Source organism: Streptomyces sp. TSRI0281 (genome assembly GCF_001905125.1).
Taxonomy (GTDB): domain Bacteria; phylum Actinomycetota; class Actinomycetes; order Streptomycetales; family Streptomycetaceae; genus Streptomyces.
On record NZ_LWLE01000001.1, the window covers coordinates 459,077 to 476,916 of the forward strand.

General features: G+C 72.0%; 17 protein-coding genes. 4 read left to right on the forward strand and 13 right to left on the reverse strand.

The features are described from left to right. Window positions 1-2: 2 nt before the first annotated feature. On the forward strand, window positions 3-608 hold the full coding sequence (locus A6A29_RS02045) for a ClpP family protease (RefSeq protein ID WP_073718167.1): 606 nt from the start codon (window positions 3-5) through the stop codon (window positions 606-608). Between the two features lie 69 nt (window positions 609-677). Here A6A29_RS02045 and A6A29_RS02050 read toward each other — a convergent pair whose 3' ends face one another. The 4 genes from A6A29_RS02050 to A6A29_RS02060 all read right to left on the reverse strand — a co-directional run bounded on the left by A6A29_RS02050 (window position 678) and on the right by A6A29_RS02060 (window position 3,582). Beyond that, window positions 678-1,094 carry a helix-turn-helix domain-containing protein gene (locus tag A6A29_RS02050; RefSeq protein ID WP_073718168.1) on the reverse strand — a complete coding sequence of 139 codons (417 nt, stop codon included), beginning with the start codon at window positions 1,092-1,094 and terminating at the stop codon, window positions 678-680. Between the two features lie 219 nt (window positions 1,095-1,313). Further along, on the reverse strand, window positions 1,314-2,693 hold the full coding sequence (gene gdhA / locus A6A29_RS02055) for an NADP-specific glutamate dehydrogenase (protein ID WP_073718169.1): 1,380 nt from the start codon (window positions 2,691-2,693) through the stop codon (window positions 1,314-1,316). Between the two features lie 259 nt (window positions 2,694-2,952). Next, on the reverse strand, window positions 2,953-3,123 hold the full coding sequence (locus A6A29_RS45685; RefSeq protein ID WP_198952974.1) for a hypothetical protein: 171 nt from the start codon (window positions 3,121-3,123) through the stop codon (window positions 2,953-2,955). Window positions 3,124-3,213: 90 nt separating this feature from the next. Beyond that, window positions 3,214-3,582: a hypothetical protein gene (locus tag A6A29_RS02060; protein ID WP_073718170.1), complete on the reverse strand. Its 369-nt coding sequence runs from the start codon at window positions 3,580-3,582 to the stop codon at window positions 3,214-3,216. An 87-nt stretch (window positions 3,583-3,669) separates the two neighbouring features. Between A6A29_RS02060 and A6A29_RS02065 the strand changes: the two genes are divergently transcribed. Together A6A29_RS02065 and A6A29_RS02070 are read left to right on the forward strand one after the other, a co-directional pair. Next, window positions 3,670-5,337 carry a hypothetical protein gene (locus tag A6A29_RS02065; protein WP_385732923.1) on the forward strand — a complete coding sequence of 556 codons (1,668 nt, stop codon included), beginning with the start codon at window positions 3,670-3,672 and terminating at the stop codon, window positions 5,335-5,337. A gap of 469 nt (window positions 5,338-5,806) precedes the next feature. Further along, complete coding sequence (locus A6A29_RS02070) at window positions 5,807-6,331, forward strand: RDD family protein (RefSeq protein WP_073718944.1); 525 nt, start codon at window positions 5,807-5,809, stop codon at window positions 6,329-6,331. 99 nt (window positions 6,332-6,430) lie between these two features. On the opposite strand, the gene A6A29_RS02075 is transcribed toward A6A29_RS02070, so the two are convergent. From A6A29_RS02075 to A6A29_RS02090, 4 genes are all read right to left on the reverse strand, one after another. Then, the gene (locus A6A29_RS02075) at window positions 6,431-7,114 is read right to left on the reverse strand and encodes an ABC transporter ATP-binding protein (RefSeq protein WP_073718171.1); all 684 of its coding nucleotides are present in this window, start codon (window positions 7,112-7,114) and stop codon (window positions 6,431-6,433) included. Between the two features lie 182 nt (window positions 7,115-7,296). Beyond that, a complete protein-coding gene (locus A6A29_RS02080) occupies window positions 7,297-8,772 on the reverse strand; it encodes an ABC transporter permease (RefSeq protein WP_073718172.1) in 1,476 nt (491 codons plus the stop codon). 303 nt (window positions 8,773-9,075) lie between these two features. Further along, the gene (locus A6A29_RS02085; protein ID WP_073718173.1) at window positions 9,076-10,338 is read right to left on the reverse strand and encodes a L,D-transpeptidase; all 1,263 of its coding nucleotides are present in this window, start codon (window positions 10,336-10,338) and stop codon (window positions 9,076-9,078) included. 234 nt (window positions 10,339-10,572) lie between these two features. Then, window positions 10,573-11,034 (reverse strand): hypothetical protein, encoded by a 462-nt coding sequence (locus A6A29_RS02090; RefSeq protein WP_241838294.1) that lies wholly within the window; start codon window positions 11,032-11,034, stop codon window positions 10,573-10,575. Between the two features lie 108 nt (window positions 11,035-11,142). Here A6A29_RS02090 and A6A29_RS02095 point away from each other — a divergent pair, with 108 nt between their 5' ends. Beyond that, window positions 11,143-11,451 carry a hypothetical protein gene (locus A6A29_RS02095; protein WP_073718174.1) on the forward strand — a complete coding sequence of 103 codons (309 nt, stop codon included), beginning with the start codon at window positions 11,143-11,145 and terminating at the stop codon, window positions 11,449-11,451. 112 nt (window positions 11,452-11,563) lie between these two features. Here A6A29_RS02095 and hutH read toward each other — a convergent pair whose 3' ends face one another. The 5 genes from hutH to A6A29_RS02120 form a co-directional block, all read right to left on the reverse strand. After that, window positions 11,564-13,114 carry a histidine ammonia-lyase gene (gene hutH, locus A6A29_RS02100; protein WP_073718175.1) on the reverse strand — a complete coding sequence of 517 codons (1,551 nt, stop codon included), beginning with the start codon at window positions 13,112-13,114 and terminating at the stop codon, window positions 11,564-11,566. Window positions 13,115-13,199: 85 nt separating this feature from the next. After that, a complete protein-coding gene (locus tag A6A29_RS02105) occupies window positions 13,200-14,354 on the reverse strand; it encodes a GGDEF domain-containing protein (RefSeq protein WP_073718176.1) in 1,155 nt (384 codons plus the stop codon). A gap of 104 nt (window positions 14,355-14,458) precedes the next feature. Next, window positions 14,459-15,271 carry an enoyl-CoA hydratase/isomerase family protein gene (locus A6A29_RS02110; RefSeq protein ID WP_073718177.1) on the reverse strand — a complete coding sequence of 271 codons (813 nt, stop codon included), beginning with the start codon at window positions 15,269-15,271 and terminating at the stop codon, window positions 14,459-14,461. 129 nt (window positions 15,272-15,400) lie between these two features. Then, window positions 15,401-16,600 (reverse strand): adenylate/guanylate cyclase domain-containing protein, encoded by a 1,200-nt coding sequence (locus A6A29_RS02115; protein ID WP_073718178.1) that lies wholly within the window; start codon window positions 16,598-16,600, stop codon window positions 15,401-15,403. A 182-nt stretch (window positions 16,601-16,782) separates the two neighbouring features. Further along, the gene (locus A6A29_RS02120) at window positions 16,783-17,685 is read right to left on the reverse strand and encodes a biotin--[acetyl-CoA-carboxylase] ligase (protein WP_073718179.1); all 903 of its coding nucleotides are present in this window, start codon (window positions 17,683-17,685) and stop codon (window positions 16,783-16,785) included. Window positions 17,686-17,840 lie beyond the last annotated feature (155 nt).

Genomic DNA, 17,840 nt, shown 5'->3' on the forward strand with positions numbered 1-17,840 from the left:
TCATGGGCCAGTACACGATTCCGAACGTCGTCGAGCGCACCCCGCAGGGCGAGCGGTCCTACGACGTCTTCAGCCGGCTGCTGTCGGAGCGGATCATCTTCCTCGGTACGGAGATCGACGACGGGGTCGCCAACGTCGTCATCGCCCAGCTGCTCCACCTGGAGTCGTCGAGCCCGGACACGGAGATCGCGATCTACATCAACTCCCCCGGCGGCTCGTTCACTTCACTGATGGCCATCTACGACACCATGAGCTTCGTCGCCTCGCCGATCTCGACGTTCTGCGTGGGGCAGGCCGCCTCGACGGCGGCGGTGCTGCTGGCCGGGGGGAATCCGGGACGGCGGTTCGTGCTCGAACACTCCCGCGTGCTGCTGGGGCAGCCCGCGAGCGGTGGGCAGCAGGGGACGGTATCGGATCTGCGCGTGCACGCCGAGGAGATGCTCCGGATCCGTTCCGAGGTCGAGGAGGTCCTGTCCCGGCACACGGACCACGACCTCGCGACGCTCCGCGCGGACATGGACCGGGACAAGATCTTCACCCCGCACGAGGCGGTGGCGTACGGGCTCGCCGACGAGGTGCTCAGCCGGAGAGTCCCGGCGCGCGTCTGACGGCGGGGCGGGCGGCCGGAGGCGGGGGGCGCGGGGCCGGAGGCGGGGGGCGCGGGGGGCTCCCCGGCTTCAGGCCGCCAGGCGCACCTCTCCCCTCGTGGCCCTGGACGGGGCGGCGGCGCGGCCGAGGCGGGAGGTCAGGGGGCGCGCACCGGTCAGACGGACCAGATCGGCCCGGGCCAGACCGAGGACATCCGCGAGGCTGAGACCGAGCGCGTGCGCGGCGGCCGCGAGGACTTCCGACGACGCCTCCTTGCGGCCGCGCTCCACCTCGGAGAGATAGGCCATCGAGATCCGCGCCGCGTCGGCCACGTCCTTGAGCGTGCGCTCCTGGTCCAGTCGCTCGCGGCGCAGGACGTCACCGACGATGTCCCGCCAGAGCGGCTCTCTGGGCGCGGGGGCGGCGGGCGCGGCGGCGTCCGGCCGCGTCGCGGGGAACGGGCGCAGGGGGATGACGCGGGCTTGGTTCGTCGCATGGGTGCTCACCGCTCCAGACTAGGAGCGTCGCGCCCGGCGGGCGAGGTGCGGGCGTTGCGCCCGGGGCGGATCTGCTGTCGGCGAAGTCCCGTGACGCGCGGCCGTCCTGCGGGAAGGGGAAGGCCGTCCTGCGGGAAGGGCGGGCGGACACGGACGCGGGCGCCGTCGTGACGAACGGGCACCGGTCCGGTCGGAGGCCGACCGCACCGGTGCCCGCGGCGTCCACGGTCAGATCAGGCCCTGCGCGAGCATGGCCTCCGCGACCAGCTCGAAGCCCGCGATGTTGGCGCCCACCACGTAGTTGCCGGGGCTGCCGTAGCGCTCGGCGGTCGTGTAGCAGGAGTCGTGGATGTGGCGCATGATCTCCGCGAGCCGCTCCTCCGTGTGGGAGAAGGACCAGGAGTCGCGGGACGCGTTCTGCTGCATCTCCAGCGCGCTGGTGGCCACACCGCCCGCGTTGGCCGCCTTGCCGGGGGCGAACGCGACACCCGCCTCCTGGAGGACCCGGACCGCCTCCGGGGTGGTGGGCATGTTGGCGCCCTCCGCGACGGCCTTCACCCCGTTGCGTACGAGGGCGATGGCGTCGGCCTCGTGGAGTTCGTTCTGGGTGGCGCAGGGCAGGGCCACATCGACGGGCACGGACCACAGGCCCGTGCCGGGCACGAACCGCGCGTGCTCACCGCGGCGTTCGGCGTACTCGGAGACCCGGCCGCGGCCCGCTTCCTTGATCTCCTTGAGCAGGGCGAGGTCGATGCCCTTCTCGTCGACGACATAGCCGTCGGAGTCGGAACAGGTCACCACGGTCGCGCCGAGCTGCTGGGCCTTCTCGATGGCGTAGATCGCCACGTTGCCCGAGCCCGACACGGCGATGCGCTGACCGTCGAGGGAGTCGCCCCGGCTGCGCAGCATTTCGGCGGTGAACATGACGCAGCCGTAGCCGGTCGCCTCGGTGCGTGCCTGGGCGCCGCCCCAGCCGAGGCCCTTTCCGGTGAGGACACCGGACTCGTAGCGGTTGGTGATCCGCTTGTACTGGCCGAAGAGGTAGCCGATCTCCCGGCCACCCACACCGATGTCACCGGCGGGGACGTCGGTGTACTCGCCCAGGTGGCGGTGGAGTTCGGTCATGAAGGACTGGCAGAACCGCATGATCTCGGCGTCGGAACGGCCCTTGGGGTCGAAGTCCGCGCCGCCCTTGCCGCCGCCGATGGGCATGCCGGTGAGGGCGTTCTTGAAGATCTGCTCGAAGCCGAGGAACTTCACGATGCCGAGGTTGACCGAGGGGTGGAAACGCAGTCCGCCCTTGTACGGGCCGAGCGAGCTGGAGAACTCGACCCGGAAGCCCCGGTTCACATGGATGTCGCCGGAGTCGTCCGCCCACGGCACCCGGAAGATCAGCTGGCGCTCGGGCTCGCATATCCGCTCGATGATGCGGGCGTCGACGAACTCTGGCCGACGCGCCAGCACCGGACCGAGTGTTTCGAGGACCTCGCGTACCGCCTGGTGGAACTCGTGCTCGCCCTGGTTGCGCCGCAGGATCTCGGCGTAGAGCGGCTCGATGACACGGTGGTCGGCATCGTGCGGGCGTGAGGGGGCGGGGCTGGCCGGCATCTGATCAAGACCTTCCATGGGTCGGCGACATGCACGTCGACGCCCCCGTCCCGAGGGCTGACGCACGGACCGTTGTACGGCGCAATTGTCCCAGAGCGGTCTGATGATCTACGAAGGCATCCACATACTGGCCGCATACCGGCCCCGGTCGACATATCGACCTTGATCAACCGGTTCGGCCGGCGCCCGGATGACGCCCCCGCCTTCCCGGACCGGAGCGGCCCCGGAGCAGCCGCCCCGGAGCCTCCCCCGGCCGCCCTCAGGATTCGCGCGGCTCGCGCAGCATCCAGAGTCCGGCCCCGGAGCCGATCACCAGGACCCCCGCGACGACGCTCATCGCGATCTGCAGACCGCTTTCCTCCACCGCGAAGTTGATGAACACGTTCGCGACGAGCGAGACGGACAGTACGAGTCGGAGCAGGGCCTTCATGGTGTCCTCCGTTTGGGGTGATACGTCGAGTCTCCCGGCCGGAGCCGGCCGTCACGAGGGAGCCCTCACCCTGGTCCGGGGTGTACCCACCTACACCTCGCCCTTCGGGACGGGGGTGTCGCTCCACCGGAACCAGGCACGGCCGTCCTGGATGTGCAGCAGGAACTCGGCGACCGTCCCGCCCGTCGGCCGGGTCAGGGTCATCGTCCGGTTCACCTGGTCGTGGACCGTCTCCCAGGCTTCGGCGCTCTCGTCGCTCCCGTCCTCGTCCATCCGGTCGAGGAGGACCAGTTCACGCGCGAAGAGGTCGCGTACCTCCTCATGGGCGGGGCCGGCCAGGAACCGGCCGTGCAGCCAGGGGAAGTCGTGCTCGTCGACGGCGATGGCGCCGACCAGGTCCTCGCCCCGCCGTGAGGGCAGTCGCAGCCTCAGCCGCCAGATGGCGTCGTCGTTCTCCATAGCCGTACCCGGCCGCCCTTCGTGCCCGTTCGCGCATACGTTCCCCTCACCGTAAAGGGTGGCCCCGCCCCGTTAGGGTCGGTGCGCATGGGGATCACCGAGAGCGTCCGTACGCACACGCCCGGACCGGTCGCCACGGTGAGCGGCGACGGAAGCCGCGCCCTGTGGCAGGTGCCGCTCGTCGCGACGCTGGCGGTGGTGCCGTTGTACGTGGTGTGGGCGACGGTCCTGGCCACCGGCGGCGGGGATCTGGCGGCGCAGGTCGCCTGGGCCGACTTCGTCTCGCGGCACCCTTCGTCCGCGTACAACCTCTCCTGGTACGGCGGGACGCACCCCGCCAACTACAGCGTGCTGGCACCGCCGTTGATGGGGCTGGTGGGTGTGCGGGCGGTGTCCGTGGGCGCCGGGCTCCTGGGGTCGTGGGCGCTGGCCCGGCTGTGCGTGCGCGGCGGGACGCGGTGGCCACTGGCGCCCGCGGTGCTGGGGTCGTTGGTGCTCTGGTGCAATGTCGCGTCCGGGCGGACGACGTTCGCGCTGGGCGTGGCGTTCGGCCTGGTCGCGCTGCTGTACGTACGGAGCCGTCCGGCGCTCGCGGCGGTGTGCGGGGTACTGACGGCGGCCGCGAGCCCGGTGGCGGGGCTGTTCCTGGTGGTGGCGGGTGCGGCCTACGGGCTCGACCGCCAGTGGCACCGGGCCCTGGCGCTGGTGCTGCTGCCCTTCGCGGTGGTGGCGGTGACCACGGTGCTCTTCCCGTTCACGGGGGAGCAGCCGATGCCCTCCGGGAAGCTGTGGATGCCGCTCGCCACCTGCGCGGCCGTGTGGCTGGCGGCGCCGCGCGAGGGCGGCTGGCGGGTGGTGCGGTTCGCGGGCGCCGTGTACGCGGTCGGCGTCGTCCTGACCTTTCTGGTCTCCTCGCCCATCGGGACGAACGTGGAGCGGCTGGTGGGGGTCGCCGGTCCGCCCGTGCTGCTGGCCGCCCTGGCGGCACGCGGCGCCCTGCCGGCACGCGCCGTCCGGCGGGCGAGGGGCACGGTTCCGGTGCGCGGCGCGGTTCCGGTGGTGGTGCTGGCGGCGGTGCTGGCCGTCAACACCGGCTGGGTGGTGGACAAGACCAACGACGACCTGAAGGTCTCCAACGACGTGCCCGCCTGGGCCGCGCACACCGACGGGGTCGTCGCCGCCCTGCACCGCTTCGGCGCCGGCCGCACCCGGATCGAGGTCGTCCCGGCCCGCAACCACCGGGAGGCCGCCGCGCTCGCCCCGTACGCCTCCATGGCGCGCGGCTGGAACCGCCAACTGGACGTGGAGCGCGGGCGGCTGTTCTACGACGGCACCCTGACCCCGGCGGCCTACCGCGGCTGGCTCGACCGCTGGGGCGTCGGGCTGGTGGTCCTGCACAGCGGGAAACCGGACAGCCCGGCCGCGGCGGAGGCCGAGATCGTACGGCGCGGTACCGACTGGCTGGAGCCGGTGTGGCAGGACGAGGGGTGGCGGATCTACCGGGTCCGCGACGCCGTGCCGCTGGTGTCCGCGCCGGGTGCCGTGGTCCGCGGGGACGCGGCTTCGCTGGTGCTGCGGATGCCTGCGGCCGGTTCGGTACGGATCCGGATCGCGTACTCGCCGTGGCTGCGGGCGGACGGCGGTGGGTGCGTGCGCCGGGACGGCGAGTGGACGCGGCTCACGGTGGACCGGGGCGGTGAGTACCGGCTGGACGCGCGCTACCGGCTGCCGTGGACCGGCGACGGCTGTGGGTGATCCGGGGCCGGAGCCCGGCCCGATACGAAACCGGGGCCCGGCACGGAGCGGAGCCCGGTGGAGCGCACCGTACGGCGGCGGTGGTTCCCGTTGCCCTCCTGACCCCGTTGCACCGCCTTGCCCCTCCTTGCCCTTCTTGCCCCGGAGGCACGGAGGTCGGTGTGCCGGGCCGGGTTGTGCGAGGGTGATCCGATGAGCGAGTTCTTACCCTGCGGGAAGCGCGACACGGCACCTGACGGTCAGCCATGATGCCGTCATGACAACGCCATGGGGGTCACGGAGCGGTCAACGCCCTTGGGGAACAACGCCGTTGTACGCACACGCAGCCGCGCCGCACCAGGCGCGCCCGCACCAGCTCCCCTCGTATCCGCATCCGTATCCCTATGCGCCCGAAGCGCTGAGTCATCCGCATCCGTACCCGCCCGGAGCGCCGGTCCAACCGCCCCGCCTGCCCTCGGCGACCGGGGACATGCGGCGGTATCTGGCGATCGGGCTCGACTCCTACCTCTGTCTGCTGGCGGTCGGGTTGCTGGTCCGTGCCTATCTGAACGCGCCCGGCGCGGGCCGGACGGCCGTACTGCTCGTCGGTCTGGCACTGGCCCTGTCGTTCGTCAACCAGGTGCTGCTGACGATGGCCGTCCGAGCGAGCGCCGGAAAGCTGATCATGGGCGTCCGGGTGATCCGGCTGCCCGACGCGGGGCGGCCGGGTTTCCGCCTGCTGGTGCTGCGCTGGCTGTACGGGCTCCTCTGGCTGCCGTTCCAGCCCTGGCACGGGCTGCGCGCCCGTGTCACCGGTCGGGCCCCCGACCGGCCCGAGGGCGCACGCACGGGTACCGGCGCGGGAGCGAACCCGGGCGCGCGTGCGGGCGCCGGAGCCGGTGCGCTGTGCACCCTGACGGACGGCAGCCCCCACGAGGACCTGGCGGGGATTCGCCAGATCCGGCGCAGGGATCTGCTGTGCTACCGGGCCGCCGTGGCCGCACGGACGGGATGAAGCCGCACCGCCCTGTCGGACCGCACCACCCGGCCGGAGCGCTCCACACCGATGGGCCGCACCACATCGCCGGGCCGGCCCACCCCGACGGCACCCGTCTCAGGCCGAGGCGTTCTCCGTCACGGTGACGCGGCCCTGGCGGATGGTGGCGAGCCGGGGCGCTCTGCGGGCGATCGAACTGTCATGGGTGACCATCACGAAGGTCAGCCCGTGCTCCTTCCACAGTCCGTCGAGCAGTTCCATGATCTCGTCGCGCATGGACTCGTCGAGGTTGCCGGTGGGTTCGTCGGCGAGCAGTACCTTGGGCCGCTTCACCAGCGCCCGCGCGATCGCGACGCGCTGCTGCTGACCGCCGGACATCTCCCCCGGCAGATGGGCGGGCCGGTCGCCGAGCCCCACGGACTCCAGGGCCTCGAAGGCCCGTTCGCGGCGGGCCTTCGCCCCCAGGCCCAGGGGGACGAGAGCGGTCTCGACGTTCTCCTGGGCGGTGAGGGTGGGGATCAGGTTGAAGCTCTGGAAGACGAAGCCGATGGACTCCGCCCGGACCTTGGTGAGCCTGGCCTCGGGGAGCTTCGCCAGGTCGACCCCGTCGAGTTCGACGGAGCCCTCGGTCGGCCGGTCCAGACCGCCGAGCATCTGGAGGAGGGTGGACTTCCCGCCGCCTGTGGGCCCCTGGATGACGAGCCTGCCACCGTCCTCGATGGTCAGGTCGACACCGGCGAGCGCGTCGACGGTGGTCTTGCCGCGCCGGTAGCGCTTGGTGACGCCGCTGAGCTGGTACACGTGTGGACTCCTGCTGTACGTACGGAGGGTGAGGTCGGGAGCGGCACTGCTGGACGGGCGGCGCTGTGCGTATCGGCGGACCGCCGGGCGGGCGGCGCTGTTCGCACCGACCGACCGCGGGGCGGGGGCGCGTCCGGCGCGGGGGCGCTGTCCGTATCGGCGGACCGCTCGACGCTGCGCCGCTACTCGACGCTGCGCAGGGCGTCGGCCGGGCGCAGCCGCGAGGCGCGCCAGCCGCCGAAGGCGCCCGCGATCAGTCCGCCCGCGACGGCCAGCCCGACGGCGGTGACGATGGTGGTGAGGGAGACGGGTGCGGTCAGTGCGATGTCGAGGGTCCTGGCCGCGCCCTGGCCGCCGGGTCCTCCGACGAGCGCGCCGCCCATCCGGCCGCCGCCCCCGCCGCCGGTGGCGCCGAGCTGTGCGGTGAGGGTGGGGCTTATGGCGGTCACCAGGTAGGCGCCGCCGAGCCCGACGGCTATGCCGAGGACGCCGCCCATGAGCCCGTTGACGAGGGCCTCGCCGACGACCTGGCGGGTGACCCGGCCGCTCTTCCAGCCGAGCGCCTTGAGCGTGCCGAACTCCCGTACGCGACGGTTGACGGCGGCGGAGGTGAGCAGTCCGGCCACCAGGAAGGCGGCGACGAGTACGGCGATGGAGAGCCACTTGCCGACGTTGGAGGCCAGGTCGGAGGCGGTGGACAGGGAGCCGGAGACGGTGTCGGCGAGGTCTGCGGAGGTGGTGACGGTGGTGCCCGGGATGTTCTTCTGGATGGTGGACTTGACGCTGTCGATCGCCTGCGAGCCGGTGGCCTTGACATAGACCGTGGTGATCTCGTTCTTGGAGTCCGCGAGGGTCTGCGCCTGCTTCAGCGGGAGGTAGACGTTGGCCGCCGCGTCACCGCTGTCGGCCGTGGAGATACCGACAATCCTGTACGTGGTGCCGGATATCTTCACGGTCCTGTCGACCGCGAGCTTCTTCTCCTTGGCGTACGAGGCGTCGACGACCGCCACGTCGGCGTCGGTCTCGGTGGCCTTGAAGGTACGGCCCGCGGTGATGGTGGAGGAGGTCAGCGGGCCGAGATCCCGCCGGGTGACATCGGTGCCGTACACGGTGAAGGAGTTGACGTCGAAGGAGGCGCCGCCTCCCCTGACCTCGCCCTGCGGCATCCCGCCGCCGCCCTGGCCGCCGCCGGGGCCGGTCCGGCCGCCCTGGGCCTCTCCCGCTCCGTCGGACTGCTTGAACTCACCGCGCCTGAACTGTCCGTCGACCTTCATCACGACCAGGCTCAGCCCGCCGACGGAGTCCGCGACACCGTCCTGCTCGCCGACCTCGCCGACCGTGGTGGCGGCGAGCGTCTGGAGGCCCTGCACCATCACCCGGTCGGTGCTCTGGGTAGTGTCGTCGTCGCTGTCCTTGGCGTCGAACTCGAACCGGGGGCGCTCGGAGGCCGAGCCCGGAGCGGCGGCGGCCTTGGTCACGGTCATGTCCGTGCCGAGCCCGTACAGCGACTGCAGGACCTTGTCCTGTGCCTTGGTCATGCCGGAGGAGACCGAGCTGACGACGATGACCAGCGCAATGCCCAGGGCGAGCCCGGAGGCGACGACGAGCGCCGCCTTTCTGCGGCAGCGCAGCTCGCGCCGGAGGTAGGTGAAGAACATGGCGTGAAGCTATGGAGCGGGCGTGATGGGGAGATAAGGCCGCCATGAGAGCGGGATGAGAACGCCGGGGTGCGCACGCATCCGCCCGCGCTCCGCCGGGGCACGCGGTGCTACGCCCTACGTACGCCGGGGTACGCACGGGCACACCGGGGTTGCGCGGCTCCGCCCGCAGCAGGCCGGGGCACGCCCGGGGACGCCGAAGGCGGCGTACGACCGGATACGCCGAAGGCGGCGGCACCGGGGATCCGTGGGGATCCGGGTGCCGCCGCCTTCGTACGGGGATCGGGATGGAGCGGGAGCGCGTCAGGCGGCGGAGCCCGCCGTCCACTCGGCCCAGCTCATGTTCCAGCCGTTGAGGCCGTTGTCCGGGGTGATCGTCTTGTCCGGGGAGTTCTTGACGACGACCACGTCACCGATGAGCGAGTTGTTGTAGAACCAGGCGGCGGGCTGGCCGGCGTCGCCCGCGCCCTTCACATCGGCGAGGCCCACGCAGCCGTGGCTGGTGTTGGCCGTGCCGAAGATGCCCTTGCCCCAGTAGTTGCCGTGGATGAAGGTCCCCGAGGTCGACAGCCGCATGGCGTGCGGGACGTCCTTGATGTCGTACTCGCCCTTGCCGTCGTCGTCGGTGAAGCCGACGGTCGCACCGTTCATCCGGGTCTCCTTGTACTTCTCGGAGATCACCATCCGACCGTTGTACGTCGGGTTGTCGGGCGAACCGGCGGAGATCGGGATGGTCTTGATCGTCTTGCCGTCCTGGGTGACCGTCATGGTCTTGGTCTGGGCGTCGACGGTCGAGACCTGGTTGCGGCCGATCTTGAAGGTGACGGTCTTCTGCTGGACGCCGAAGACACCGTCCGCGCCCTCGACACCGTCCAGCGCCAGCTTCAGCGTGACGGTGGAGCCGCCCTGCCAGTAGTCCTCGGGGCGCAGGTCCAGGCGCTGCGAGTTGAACCAGTGACCGGCGACCTGCTGGCCGCTGCTCGATGTCACGGTGATGCCGTCCTGGACAGCCTTCTTGTCCGTGATCGCCTTGTTGAAGTTGATCGAGACCGGCATGCCGACGCCGACGGTGGAACCGTCCTCGGGGGTGAAGTTCCCGATGAAGCTGTTGGCGGGCGACACGGTGGTGAAGGAGCTGTTCTCGTGCGCCTCGCGGCCCTTCGAGTCCTTCGCCGTCGCGTTGATCTTGTACGAGGTGGAGCGCTCCAGCTGACCGGCGGGCCGCCAGCTCATGCCATCGGCCGCCAGGGTGCCCTTGACGGCGTCGCCGGCCGCGGTGGTCATGGTGACCTCGGTCAGCTTGCCCTTGGTGACGGTGACCTTGGCGTCGTTGTTGATGCCGGCGTTGGTGGCGGCGTTCTTCGGCTTGATCGTTATCTGCGCCTCGGAGGCGTCCTCGGCGGCCGCCTTGTCCACCTCCTGCGCCTGCGACGTCTTCGAGCTGTCGGCGCTCGCGCCCTTGTCACCGTCGCTACAGGCCGAAAGCACCAGCACGCCGCCGAGCAGTACGGACGCGGCCGCGAGGCCCCTGCGCCGCTTGCTGTCCGTCATCACACGCTTCTCCATCGTTGCCGATTCCCCAAAATCCCCGAACGGGTCCGCCGGACGGCGATTACCCGTCAATGTTCCAAGAACACCCGGAACGGGTGCTCGGTTCCTCATCCGTGACAGATGTGGGGAACACCACTCATCGACGCGGCGGTGGCAGCGGTGGTTCCCGGCCCGCCTGTGCTTGTACGGCCGGGACACAGTGCGGCCCCGGTCCGCGGGTGAGCGGGCCGGGGCCGGTGTCCTCACACGTCAGCCCTGCCGTACCGCGCCGCTGTTCTCGTCTTCTTCCTTCCCATTGTGCGCGACCTCGCCCGCGGCGTCGTCGCCGTCCTCCTCCGGCTCGTGCTCGTAGAGGATGTCCTCGCCGAGGTAGTCCTCGTCCTCGTCGTCGTCCCAGCCCTCCGCGTCGGGGTCGTAGTCGACGGTCTCGCTGCTCCAGGACGCCTGGGCGAGTTCGATCCCCGGTACCTCGCTGACCAGGTCGAACGGGTCCACCAGCGAGGCGAGGGCCTCCGCCGGGTCGGTCCGGACGGTGGCCTCGGCACGGAGGCGTTCCTCGGCGGTGTCCCCCTCGGCGATCCCGGCGACGGGCTCCCCGTACTCGGCGGCGATGCTTTCGAGGGCGGTGCCGGTCAGGGCGTCGGGGTCGGTGATCTCCAGCACCATCTCCACACGAAGACGAACAAATCTGGATGTCTCTGAAGTGCTCATAAGCCGGAGCGTAAGGCTCCTTCCGTCCGCGACTTTCCTCCGACCCGCTGCTTTGCTTAGCATCGGCCCACGGGGCTAACTCATGGTTGTCGCAAGGGGATCGATTCTGTGTCCGTCGCTCGTCGCACACTGCTGACCACCACCGCCGCAGGGACCCTGCTCGGCGCTCTCTGGTTCGTCCCCTCGGCCAACGCGACCGTCGACGGGACGGCGCGGCAGACCGGGGCGAACGGATCCGCACACCTGGCGCCACAGCCCGCGACCGCGGGGGACGACGGCTCCGGCGAGACCCTCGCCGACACCGGCACGGGGGTCGACACCACGCCGTACCTGATCGGTGGTACGGCACTGCTGGGGATCGGCGCGGGTTTCGTCACATACTCGGTGCGCCGCGGCGTGGTACGCCCGGCGCTCTGACCCGGCACCCGCACGAAGGGAGGGCTGCCGCACCGGACGGTGCGGCAGCCCTCCCTTCATGGGTACGGGGACGTGTGCGACGGCGGGTGACGGTGGCCGTACGCGCGTCGGCTCAGGCCAGCGGCCCGGTGACCGGTTCCACGGCCTCCACCAGCTTCCCCTCGCGTACGAAGGTGTCGGCGGCGGCCAGGTCCGGGGAGAGGTAGCGGTCCGGGCCGGGCCCCTGGACCCCGGCGGCGCGCAGCGCGGCGATGGCCGCCCGCGAGGCGGGGGCCGGGGTGAGACCCCCGGCGGCGCGCAGCTCGACGGCGCGGGTCGCCGCGTACAGCTCGACGGCGACGATCCGGGCGAGGTTGTCGACGGCCGTACGGAGCTTGCGCGCCGCCGACCAGCCCATGGAGACGTGGTCCTCCTGCATCGCGGAGGACGGGATCGAGTCGGCGGACGCGGGGACCGCGAGCCGCTTCATCTCGCTGACCAGGGCCGCCTGGGTGTACTGGGCGATCATCAGGCCCGAGTCCACCCCGGGGTCGTCGGCGAGGAACGGCGGCAGCCCGTGCGAGCGGTTCTTGTCCAGGAGCCGGTCGGTGCGGCGCTCGGCGATCGAGCCGAGGTCGGCGGCGACGATGGCGAGGAAGTCGAGGACGTACGCGACGGGGGCGCCGTGGAAGTTGCCGTTGGACTCCACCCGGCCGTCGGGGAGCACCACCGGGTTGTCGACGGCGGAGGCCAGTTCACGGCCGGCGACCACGGCCGCGTACGCGAGGGTGTCCCGGCCCGCGCCGTTGACCTGCGGGGCGCAGCGCACGGAGTAGGCGTCCTGGACGCGGGGCGCGTCATCCTGATGGTGACCGGTGAGGCCCGAACCCGCCAGCACCCGCAGCATGTTGTCGGCGCTGGCGCCCTGGCCCGGGTGCGGGCGGATGGCGTGCAGTTCCGGGGCGAGGACCTTGTCGGTGCCGAGCAGCGCCTCCAGCGAGAGGGCGGCGGTGATGTCGGCCGAGGTGTAGAGGTTCTTCAGGTCGGCGAGGGCCATGACGAGCATGCCGAGCATGCCGTCGGTGCCGTTGAGGAGGGCGAGGCCCTCCTTCTCGCGCAGTTCGACCGGTGCGATGCCGTGGGCGGCCAGCAGTTCGCCCGCGGGGCGCATGGTGCCGTCGGGGCCTTCCGCGTCGCCCTCGCCCATCAGCGTCAGGGCGCAGTGCGAGAGCGGGGCCAGGTCGCCGGAGCAGCCGAGCGAGCCGTATTCGTGCACGACGGGTGTGATGCCCGCGTTGAGCACGTCGGCCATGGCCTGCGCGACCTCGGGGCGTACGCCGGTGTGGCCGGAGGCGACCGTCTTCAGCCGGAGGAACATCAGGGCGCGGACGACCTCGCGCTCGACGCGGGGGCCCATGCCCGCGGCGTGCGAGCGGACGATGTTGCGCTGGAGCTGGGCGCGCAGTTCGGGGCTGATGTGGCGGCTGGCGAGGGCGCCGAAGCCGGTGGAGACGCCGTAGACCGGCTCGGGCTTCGCGGCGAGCGCGTCCACGATCCGGCGGGCGGCGGCCAGGGCTTCCACGGCGGCTGCGGAGAGCTCGACCCGGGCGCCCCCGCGGGCCACGGCGATGACGTCCTCGGCGGTGGTACCGGACGTCCCCACCACGACTGTATGCATATCCATATTCAGAAGCGTACGGACTGAAAGCCCACCTGTCACTAGTGGTCGCCGGGTTGACCCCTTACCGGCCGTCGCGGCCCGGCGCCGGTCAGGGGCGCTGACCGCGCAGCCTGCGCCGGTCGTGGGCGGACTTCGGCGGCGAGTCGGCCAGCCGGATCACCTCGCCGTCGCGCCCGGCCACCACCGGCCCCACCGAGCGCGCCGCCTTGGCCCGGTACTGCGCCGCGTCCGCCAGCCGGAACAGGCGGCGGGCCGAGCGCACCGGGCCGATCGGGTCGCCGGTCGACGCGACCCCGCAGGCCACCCCGTCGCCGAGTTCGAGCACCTCCGCGCGCTCGCACAGCTCCGTGGCGACCCGGACCACGTCGTCCGCGCCGGGCCCCACGGCGAGCAGGCAGAACTCATCGCCGCCGAGCCGGGCCGCGAGGGCGTCCGGCAGCATGGCCCCGCACAGGGACAGCACCGAGCCGAAACGTTCCAGCAGACGATCGCCGACGGCATGGCCATGCGTGTCGTTGACCGCTTTGAGGCCGTTGAGATCGCAGACCACCAGGCTGACGACGGCGCCTTCCGTGCGGTGGCGCTCCACCGCCTCGTCGAGCCGGATGTCGACGGCGCGACGGTTGGCGAGCCCGGTCAGCGGGTCACTGAAGGCGAGTTTGCGGACCTCCTCCAGACGCTCCGTCTGGGCGATCCCGGCCGCGACGACGGCGGCCAGCACGGTCGCGAAGTTCGCGTCGTCCCGGTCGAACACCGGCTCCCCCATCTGGCGCGCCACATACAGCTCGCCCCAGGCCCGCCCGTGCAGCACGATCGGCGCGACCACACAGCAGCCGCGCCCGCGCCGCCGCAGGGCCGCGACCCGCTGACGGCAGTACGGGCGGGCGCCGCGGGCCGGGCCGCCCGCACCCGGCAGACCGTCGGCGGTCTCCACCCACGCGTCGGGCTCACCGCCGCCCGCCCACCGCTCGTGCAGGAACTCGGTGATCTCCGGGAACTGGTGCACCGGGTACACCTCGCCCTCGGGGAACTCCTCCTCCGCCTCGTCACGCCGCCCCGCGTTCACCAGCACCCTCAGCCTGCCCCGGTCGCGCTCCCACACGGAGAGCGCGGCGAAGCTGCCGCCCAGCGCCTCACAGGCCCCCAACGCCGCAGCCCGCCACGATTCGCGCGGGGTGTAGGCAGCCGCCATCGTCTGCGCCAGCAAAACCACGGCCCTCAGGCGCGCATCGTCACCACCCATTTGAACAGCTTATGTAGATTTGTTCCATTTTGATCATCTTGAGGGCTTAACAATCTTCAGCGCGCCCCACCTGACGTCACCGCCGATCACGGAACGTCATGTCGTCACTCCCCGGGCCAGTTCGGCCGGCGCTTCTCGTTGAAGGCGGCCACACCCTCCACCCGGTCCCCGGAGAAGGCCACCGACCGCCAGGCCGCGTCCTCCACCTCCAGCCCCGTCCGCAGATCCAGCCCGTGCCCCAGCCGCAGCGCCCGCTTGGCCGCGCGCAGCCCGACCGGGGAGTTGGCCGCGATCCGGCCGCCGAGCGCCAGCGCCTCCGCCCGGTCCCGGCCCGCGTCGACCAGTTCGTCGACCAGCCCCAGCTCGCGGGCCTCGGCCGCCTCCACCCGGCGCGCGGTGAAGACCAGCTCCGCGGCGCGTGCCGCTCCGACCCGGCGGGGCAGCAGCTGCGTACCGCCGCCGCCCGGGATCACTCCGACCGACACCTCGGGCAGGCCCACCACGGCGGTGCTGTCGGCCACGATCAGGTCGCAGGCCAGGGCGAGTTCGAAGCCGCCACCGAGCGCGAAGCCGTGCACGGCGGCGATCGTCGGCATCGGCAGTTCGAGCACCCCGGTGTACGCGGCCCGCGCGGTGGGGCGCTGCCGCATCAGCTCGGCATCGGTGAAGGAGTTCCGCTCCTTGAGGTCCGCGCCCACGCAGAAGGCCCGGTCATGGCTGGAGGTGAGGACGGTGACGCGTACGTCCCGGTCGGCGCCCAGCGCCTCGCAGGCGGCCCCGAGGGAGCGGGCCATCTCCGTGGACACCGCGTTCATGGCCTTGGGCCGGTCGAGCACCAGCTCGGCGACGTGCTCCTGGCCCTCGTGCCGCCGTACGACGACGAACTCCCCGAACCGCTGCTCCGACGTGACGGTCATGACTGCACCCCTCCGGTTAACGAGCGTTACCGGAGGGATCCTAGACAGGACCGGCCGACACCGTAAGAATGCCCGCGGCGCCGGGCAGCGCACGGGGCGGCGTCGGGACACCGCCCGGCGCGGAGCGCGTCAGCTCCCGCTCTTGCCCCGCCGGGCCAGCAGCCACGGCTCCACGACCCCGAGTCCGCGCACCGGACGCTGCCACATCGGCTGGAGTCCGAAGCGGTACGTGGGCAGGGGCGGGGCGTCCTCGGCCACCCGGCCCTCCTTCTCGGCCAGCCGGGCCCGCTCGGCGTGGGCCGCGACCTCCTCGGCGGCCTGCGCCTCGGACGCGGGCGCGTCACCGGTGCGGGTCAGCTCCTTGGCGAACGCCCCGTCGACCAGCACGGCGTCCTTCGGGGCTATCGAGGTGAGCCGGCTGGCCAGGTTCACCGTCGTACCGAAGACATCGCCCATCCGGGTGGTGACCGTGCCGAACGCGATGCCGACCCGCAGCGCCGGCATCGTCTCGTCCTGCGACATGGCCTCGATCAGCCGCAGCGCTATCTCGGCCGCCGTGCCCGCGTCGTCGGCGGCGAACAGCACCTCGTCGCCCAGGGTCTTGATGAGCCGCCCGCCGTGGGCCGCGACCAGGTCGGCGGAGGTGGTCTCGAACGCCTCGACGAGTTCGCCGAGCTCCTCCTCCTCCAGCCGCCGGGTCAGCCGGGTGAAGCCCACCAGGTCGGCGAAGCCGACGGCGAGCCGCCGGTCGACCATCTCGTCGTCGTCGGCCGCCTGCACGACCCGGCCGGTGGCCGCGGCGAGCTGACGCCGCCACACATAGACGAGGAACTCCTCCAGCTCCGGCAGCAGCAGCTCGATCAGCGGATACGTGACCTCGGTACGGGTCATCCCCGGCTCGGGCGGCTCGGTCAGCCCCGCCAGGAACGAATCGATCTGCCACTCCGCCAGCCGGGCGGTGGTCTGCCCGGTCGACCGGGCCACCTGGATCGCCATCGGCTCGCTCAGCAGCCCCGCCTCCACCAGACCGGCGAGCCGGCGCAGCGCCAGCACATCGGCCTCGGTGAGCGCCCTGGCCTGCCCGATGTCGGCGAAGCCCATGGCCCGCCAGAACCGGGACGCCAGGTCCATGGAGACTCCGGCGGTGCGGGCCGCCTGGAAGGGGGTGTAGCGGCGGTCGGCCCCCAGGATCAGCTGTTCGAGCCGGATCGCGAGGGGGTCGTCGGTCGGTTCGACCGTGTGATCGACCTCGTGATGCGGTGTGGCGTGGACCGAGGGTTCCGAAGGGGGCTCCGCGCCCTCGCCGGAGGTCGTGTCGTCGACGGTCACCAGCCGCCTCCTGCCCGTTCCCTGCGCACTGCCCTGCCGATCTGTCGCTGGATCGCCTCAACGATACGGCAGATGTGCCCTAGCTCACGTCCCCGGTTGCCCGGTACGGGTGCGTCGCACGTGACATCTCCCGTATTTGCAGTATTCCGCCGCGGCCCGCACCGCACCGATTTCACCCGTTCTCAGGTCAGACCGCCCTCCGCGCCGCGCAGGTGCACGATGTCGCCCGCGGACACCGGTTCCATGAGCCCCCCGCCGGTGGACAGCACGAGGCGGCCGTCGCCGTCGATCGCCACGGCCTCGCCGACGATCGACCGGTCGCCGGGCAGCTGGGCCCGTACGGTCCGGTCCAGGGTCGCGCAGCCCGCCGCGTACGCCTCCTGGAGTCCGCTCGCGGCGGCGTCCCCGCCCGCCGCGCGCCATGTCCCGTACCACTCCTCCAGCGACCGCAGGACGGCCCGCAGCAGGGTCTCCCGGTCGGTGGAGACCGCGCCGGCCAGCGCCAGCGAGCCCGCGGTCGGGGCGGGCAGTTCCGCCGCGCGGAGCGAGACGTTGATCCCCATGCCGATGACGACACCGGCCCCGGCGCGCTCGGCGAGGATGCCGCCCGCCTTGCGTTCCGCCCCCGCCGGTGCCACCCCCGGCCGGGGGTGGCCGGAGTCCCCGGGGACGGTGACCAGGAGGTCGTTGGGCCATTTCAGTGCCAGGTCGACGCCCGCGGACCTGGCGAGCCCGGTCGCGGCGGCGACCCCGGCCAGCAGCGGCAGCCAGCCCCAGCGCTCCACGGGTACCTCACGCGGCGTCAGGAAGACGGAGAAGAACAGCCCCGAGCGCGACGGCGCCGTCCAGGCCCGGTCCAGACGCCCGCGCCCCGCGGTCTGCTCCTCGGCGACCAGGACCGTGCCCTCGGCCAGGTCATCGGCGCGCCCGGCGAGGTCGGAGTTGGTCGAGCCGGTCGACTCCACCACGTCCAGTGAGCTCCACAGCCCGCCGGGCCGCAGCAGTCCGCGGCGCAGCGCGGCGACGTTCAGGGGCGGCCGGTCCAGGTCCGACCAGCGGTTGTGTGGCGCATCCGGTGATGTCATGCAAGCCAGCCTAGGTGTGGCAAACGACGCACTGCCGAACCGTATCGGCGCCGATACGCTACGAGTCAGTAGCTATGACGAGTCAGTAGCTATACGGAGTGCTGGCCCGTTAGCTGTACGGAGTACTGGCCCGTTCCCCGTGACCGGTACTAGTC

Coding starts and splice junctions, on each gene's coding strand:
- A6A29_RS02045 (WP_073718167.1), top strand. CDS start 3: ATGGGCCAGTACACGATTCCGAACGTCGTCGAGCGCACCCCGCAGGGC.
- gdhA (WP_073718169.1), bottom strand. CDS start 2,693: ATGCCGGCCAGCCCCGCCCCCTCACGCCCGCACGATGCCGACCACCGT.
- A6A29_RS45685 (WP_198952974.1), bottom strand. CDS start 3,123: ATGAAGGCCCTGCTCCGACTCGTACTGTCCGTCTCGCTCGTCGCGAAC.
- A6A29_RS02060 (WP_073718170.1), bottom strand. CDS start 3,582: ATGGAGAACGACGACGCCATCTGGCGGCTGAGGCTGCGACTGCCCTCA.
- A6A29_RS02065 (WP_385732923.1), top strand. CDS start 3,670: ATGGGGATCACCGAGAGCGTCCGTACGCACACGCCCGGACCGGTCGCC.
- A6A29_RS02070 (WP_073718944.1), top strand. CDS start 5,807: ATGCGGCGGTATCTGGCGATCGGGCTCGACTCCTACCTCTGTCTGCTG.
- A6A29_RS02080 (WP_073718172.1), bottom strand. CDS start 8,772: ATGTTCTTCACCTACCTCCGGCGCGAGCTGCGCTGCCGCAGAAAGGCG.
- A6A29_RS02085 (WP_073718173.1), bottom strand. CDS start 10,338: ATGGAGAAGCGTGTGATGACGGACAGCAAGCGGCGCAGGGGCCTCGCG.
- A6A29_RS02090 (WP_241838294.1), bottom strand. CDS start 11,034: ATGAGCACTTCAGAGACATCCAGATTTGTTCGTCTTCGTGTGGAGATG.
- hutH (WP_073718175.1), bottom strand. CDS start 13,114: ATGGATATGCATACAGTCGTGGTGGGGACGTCCGGTACCACCGCCGAG.
- A6A29_RS02105 (WP_073718176.1), bottom strand. CDS start 14,354: ATGGGTGGTGACGATGCGCGCCTGAGGGCCGTGGTTTTGCTGGCGCAG.
- A6A29_RS02110 (WP_073718177.1), bottom strand. CDS start 15,271: ATGACCGTCACGTCGGAGCAGCGGTTCGGGGAGTTCGTCGTCGTACGG.
- A6A29_RS02120 (WP_073718179.1), bottom strand. CDS start 17,685: ATGACATCACCGGATGCGCCACACAACCGCTGGTCGGACCTGGACCGG.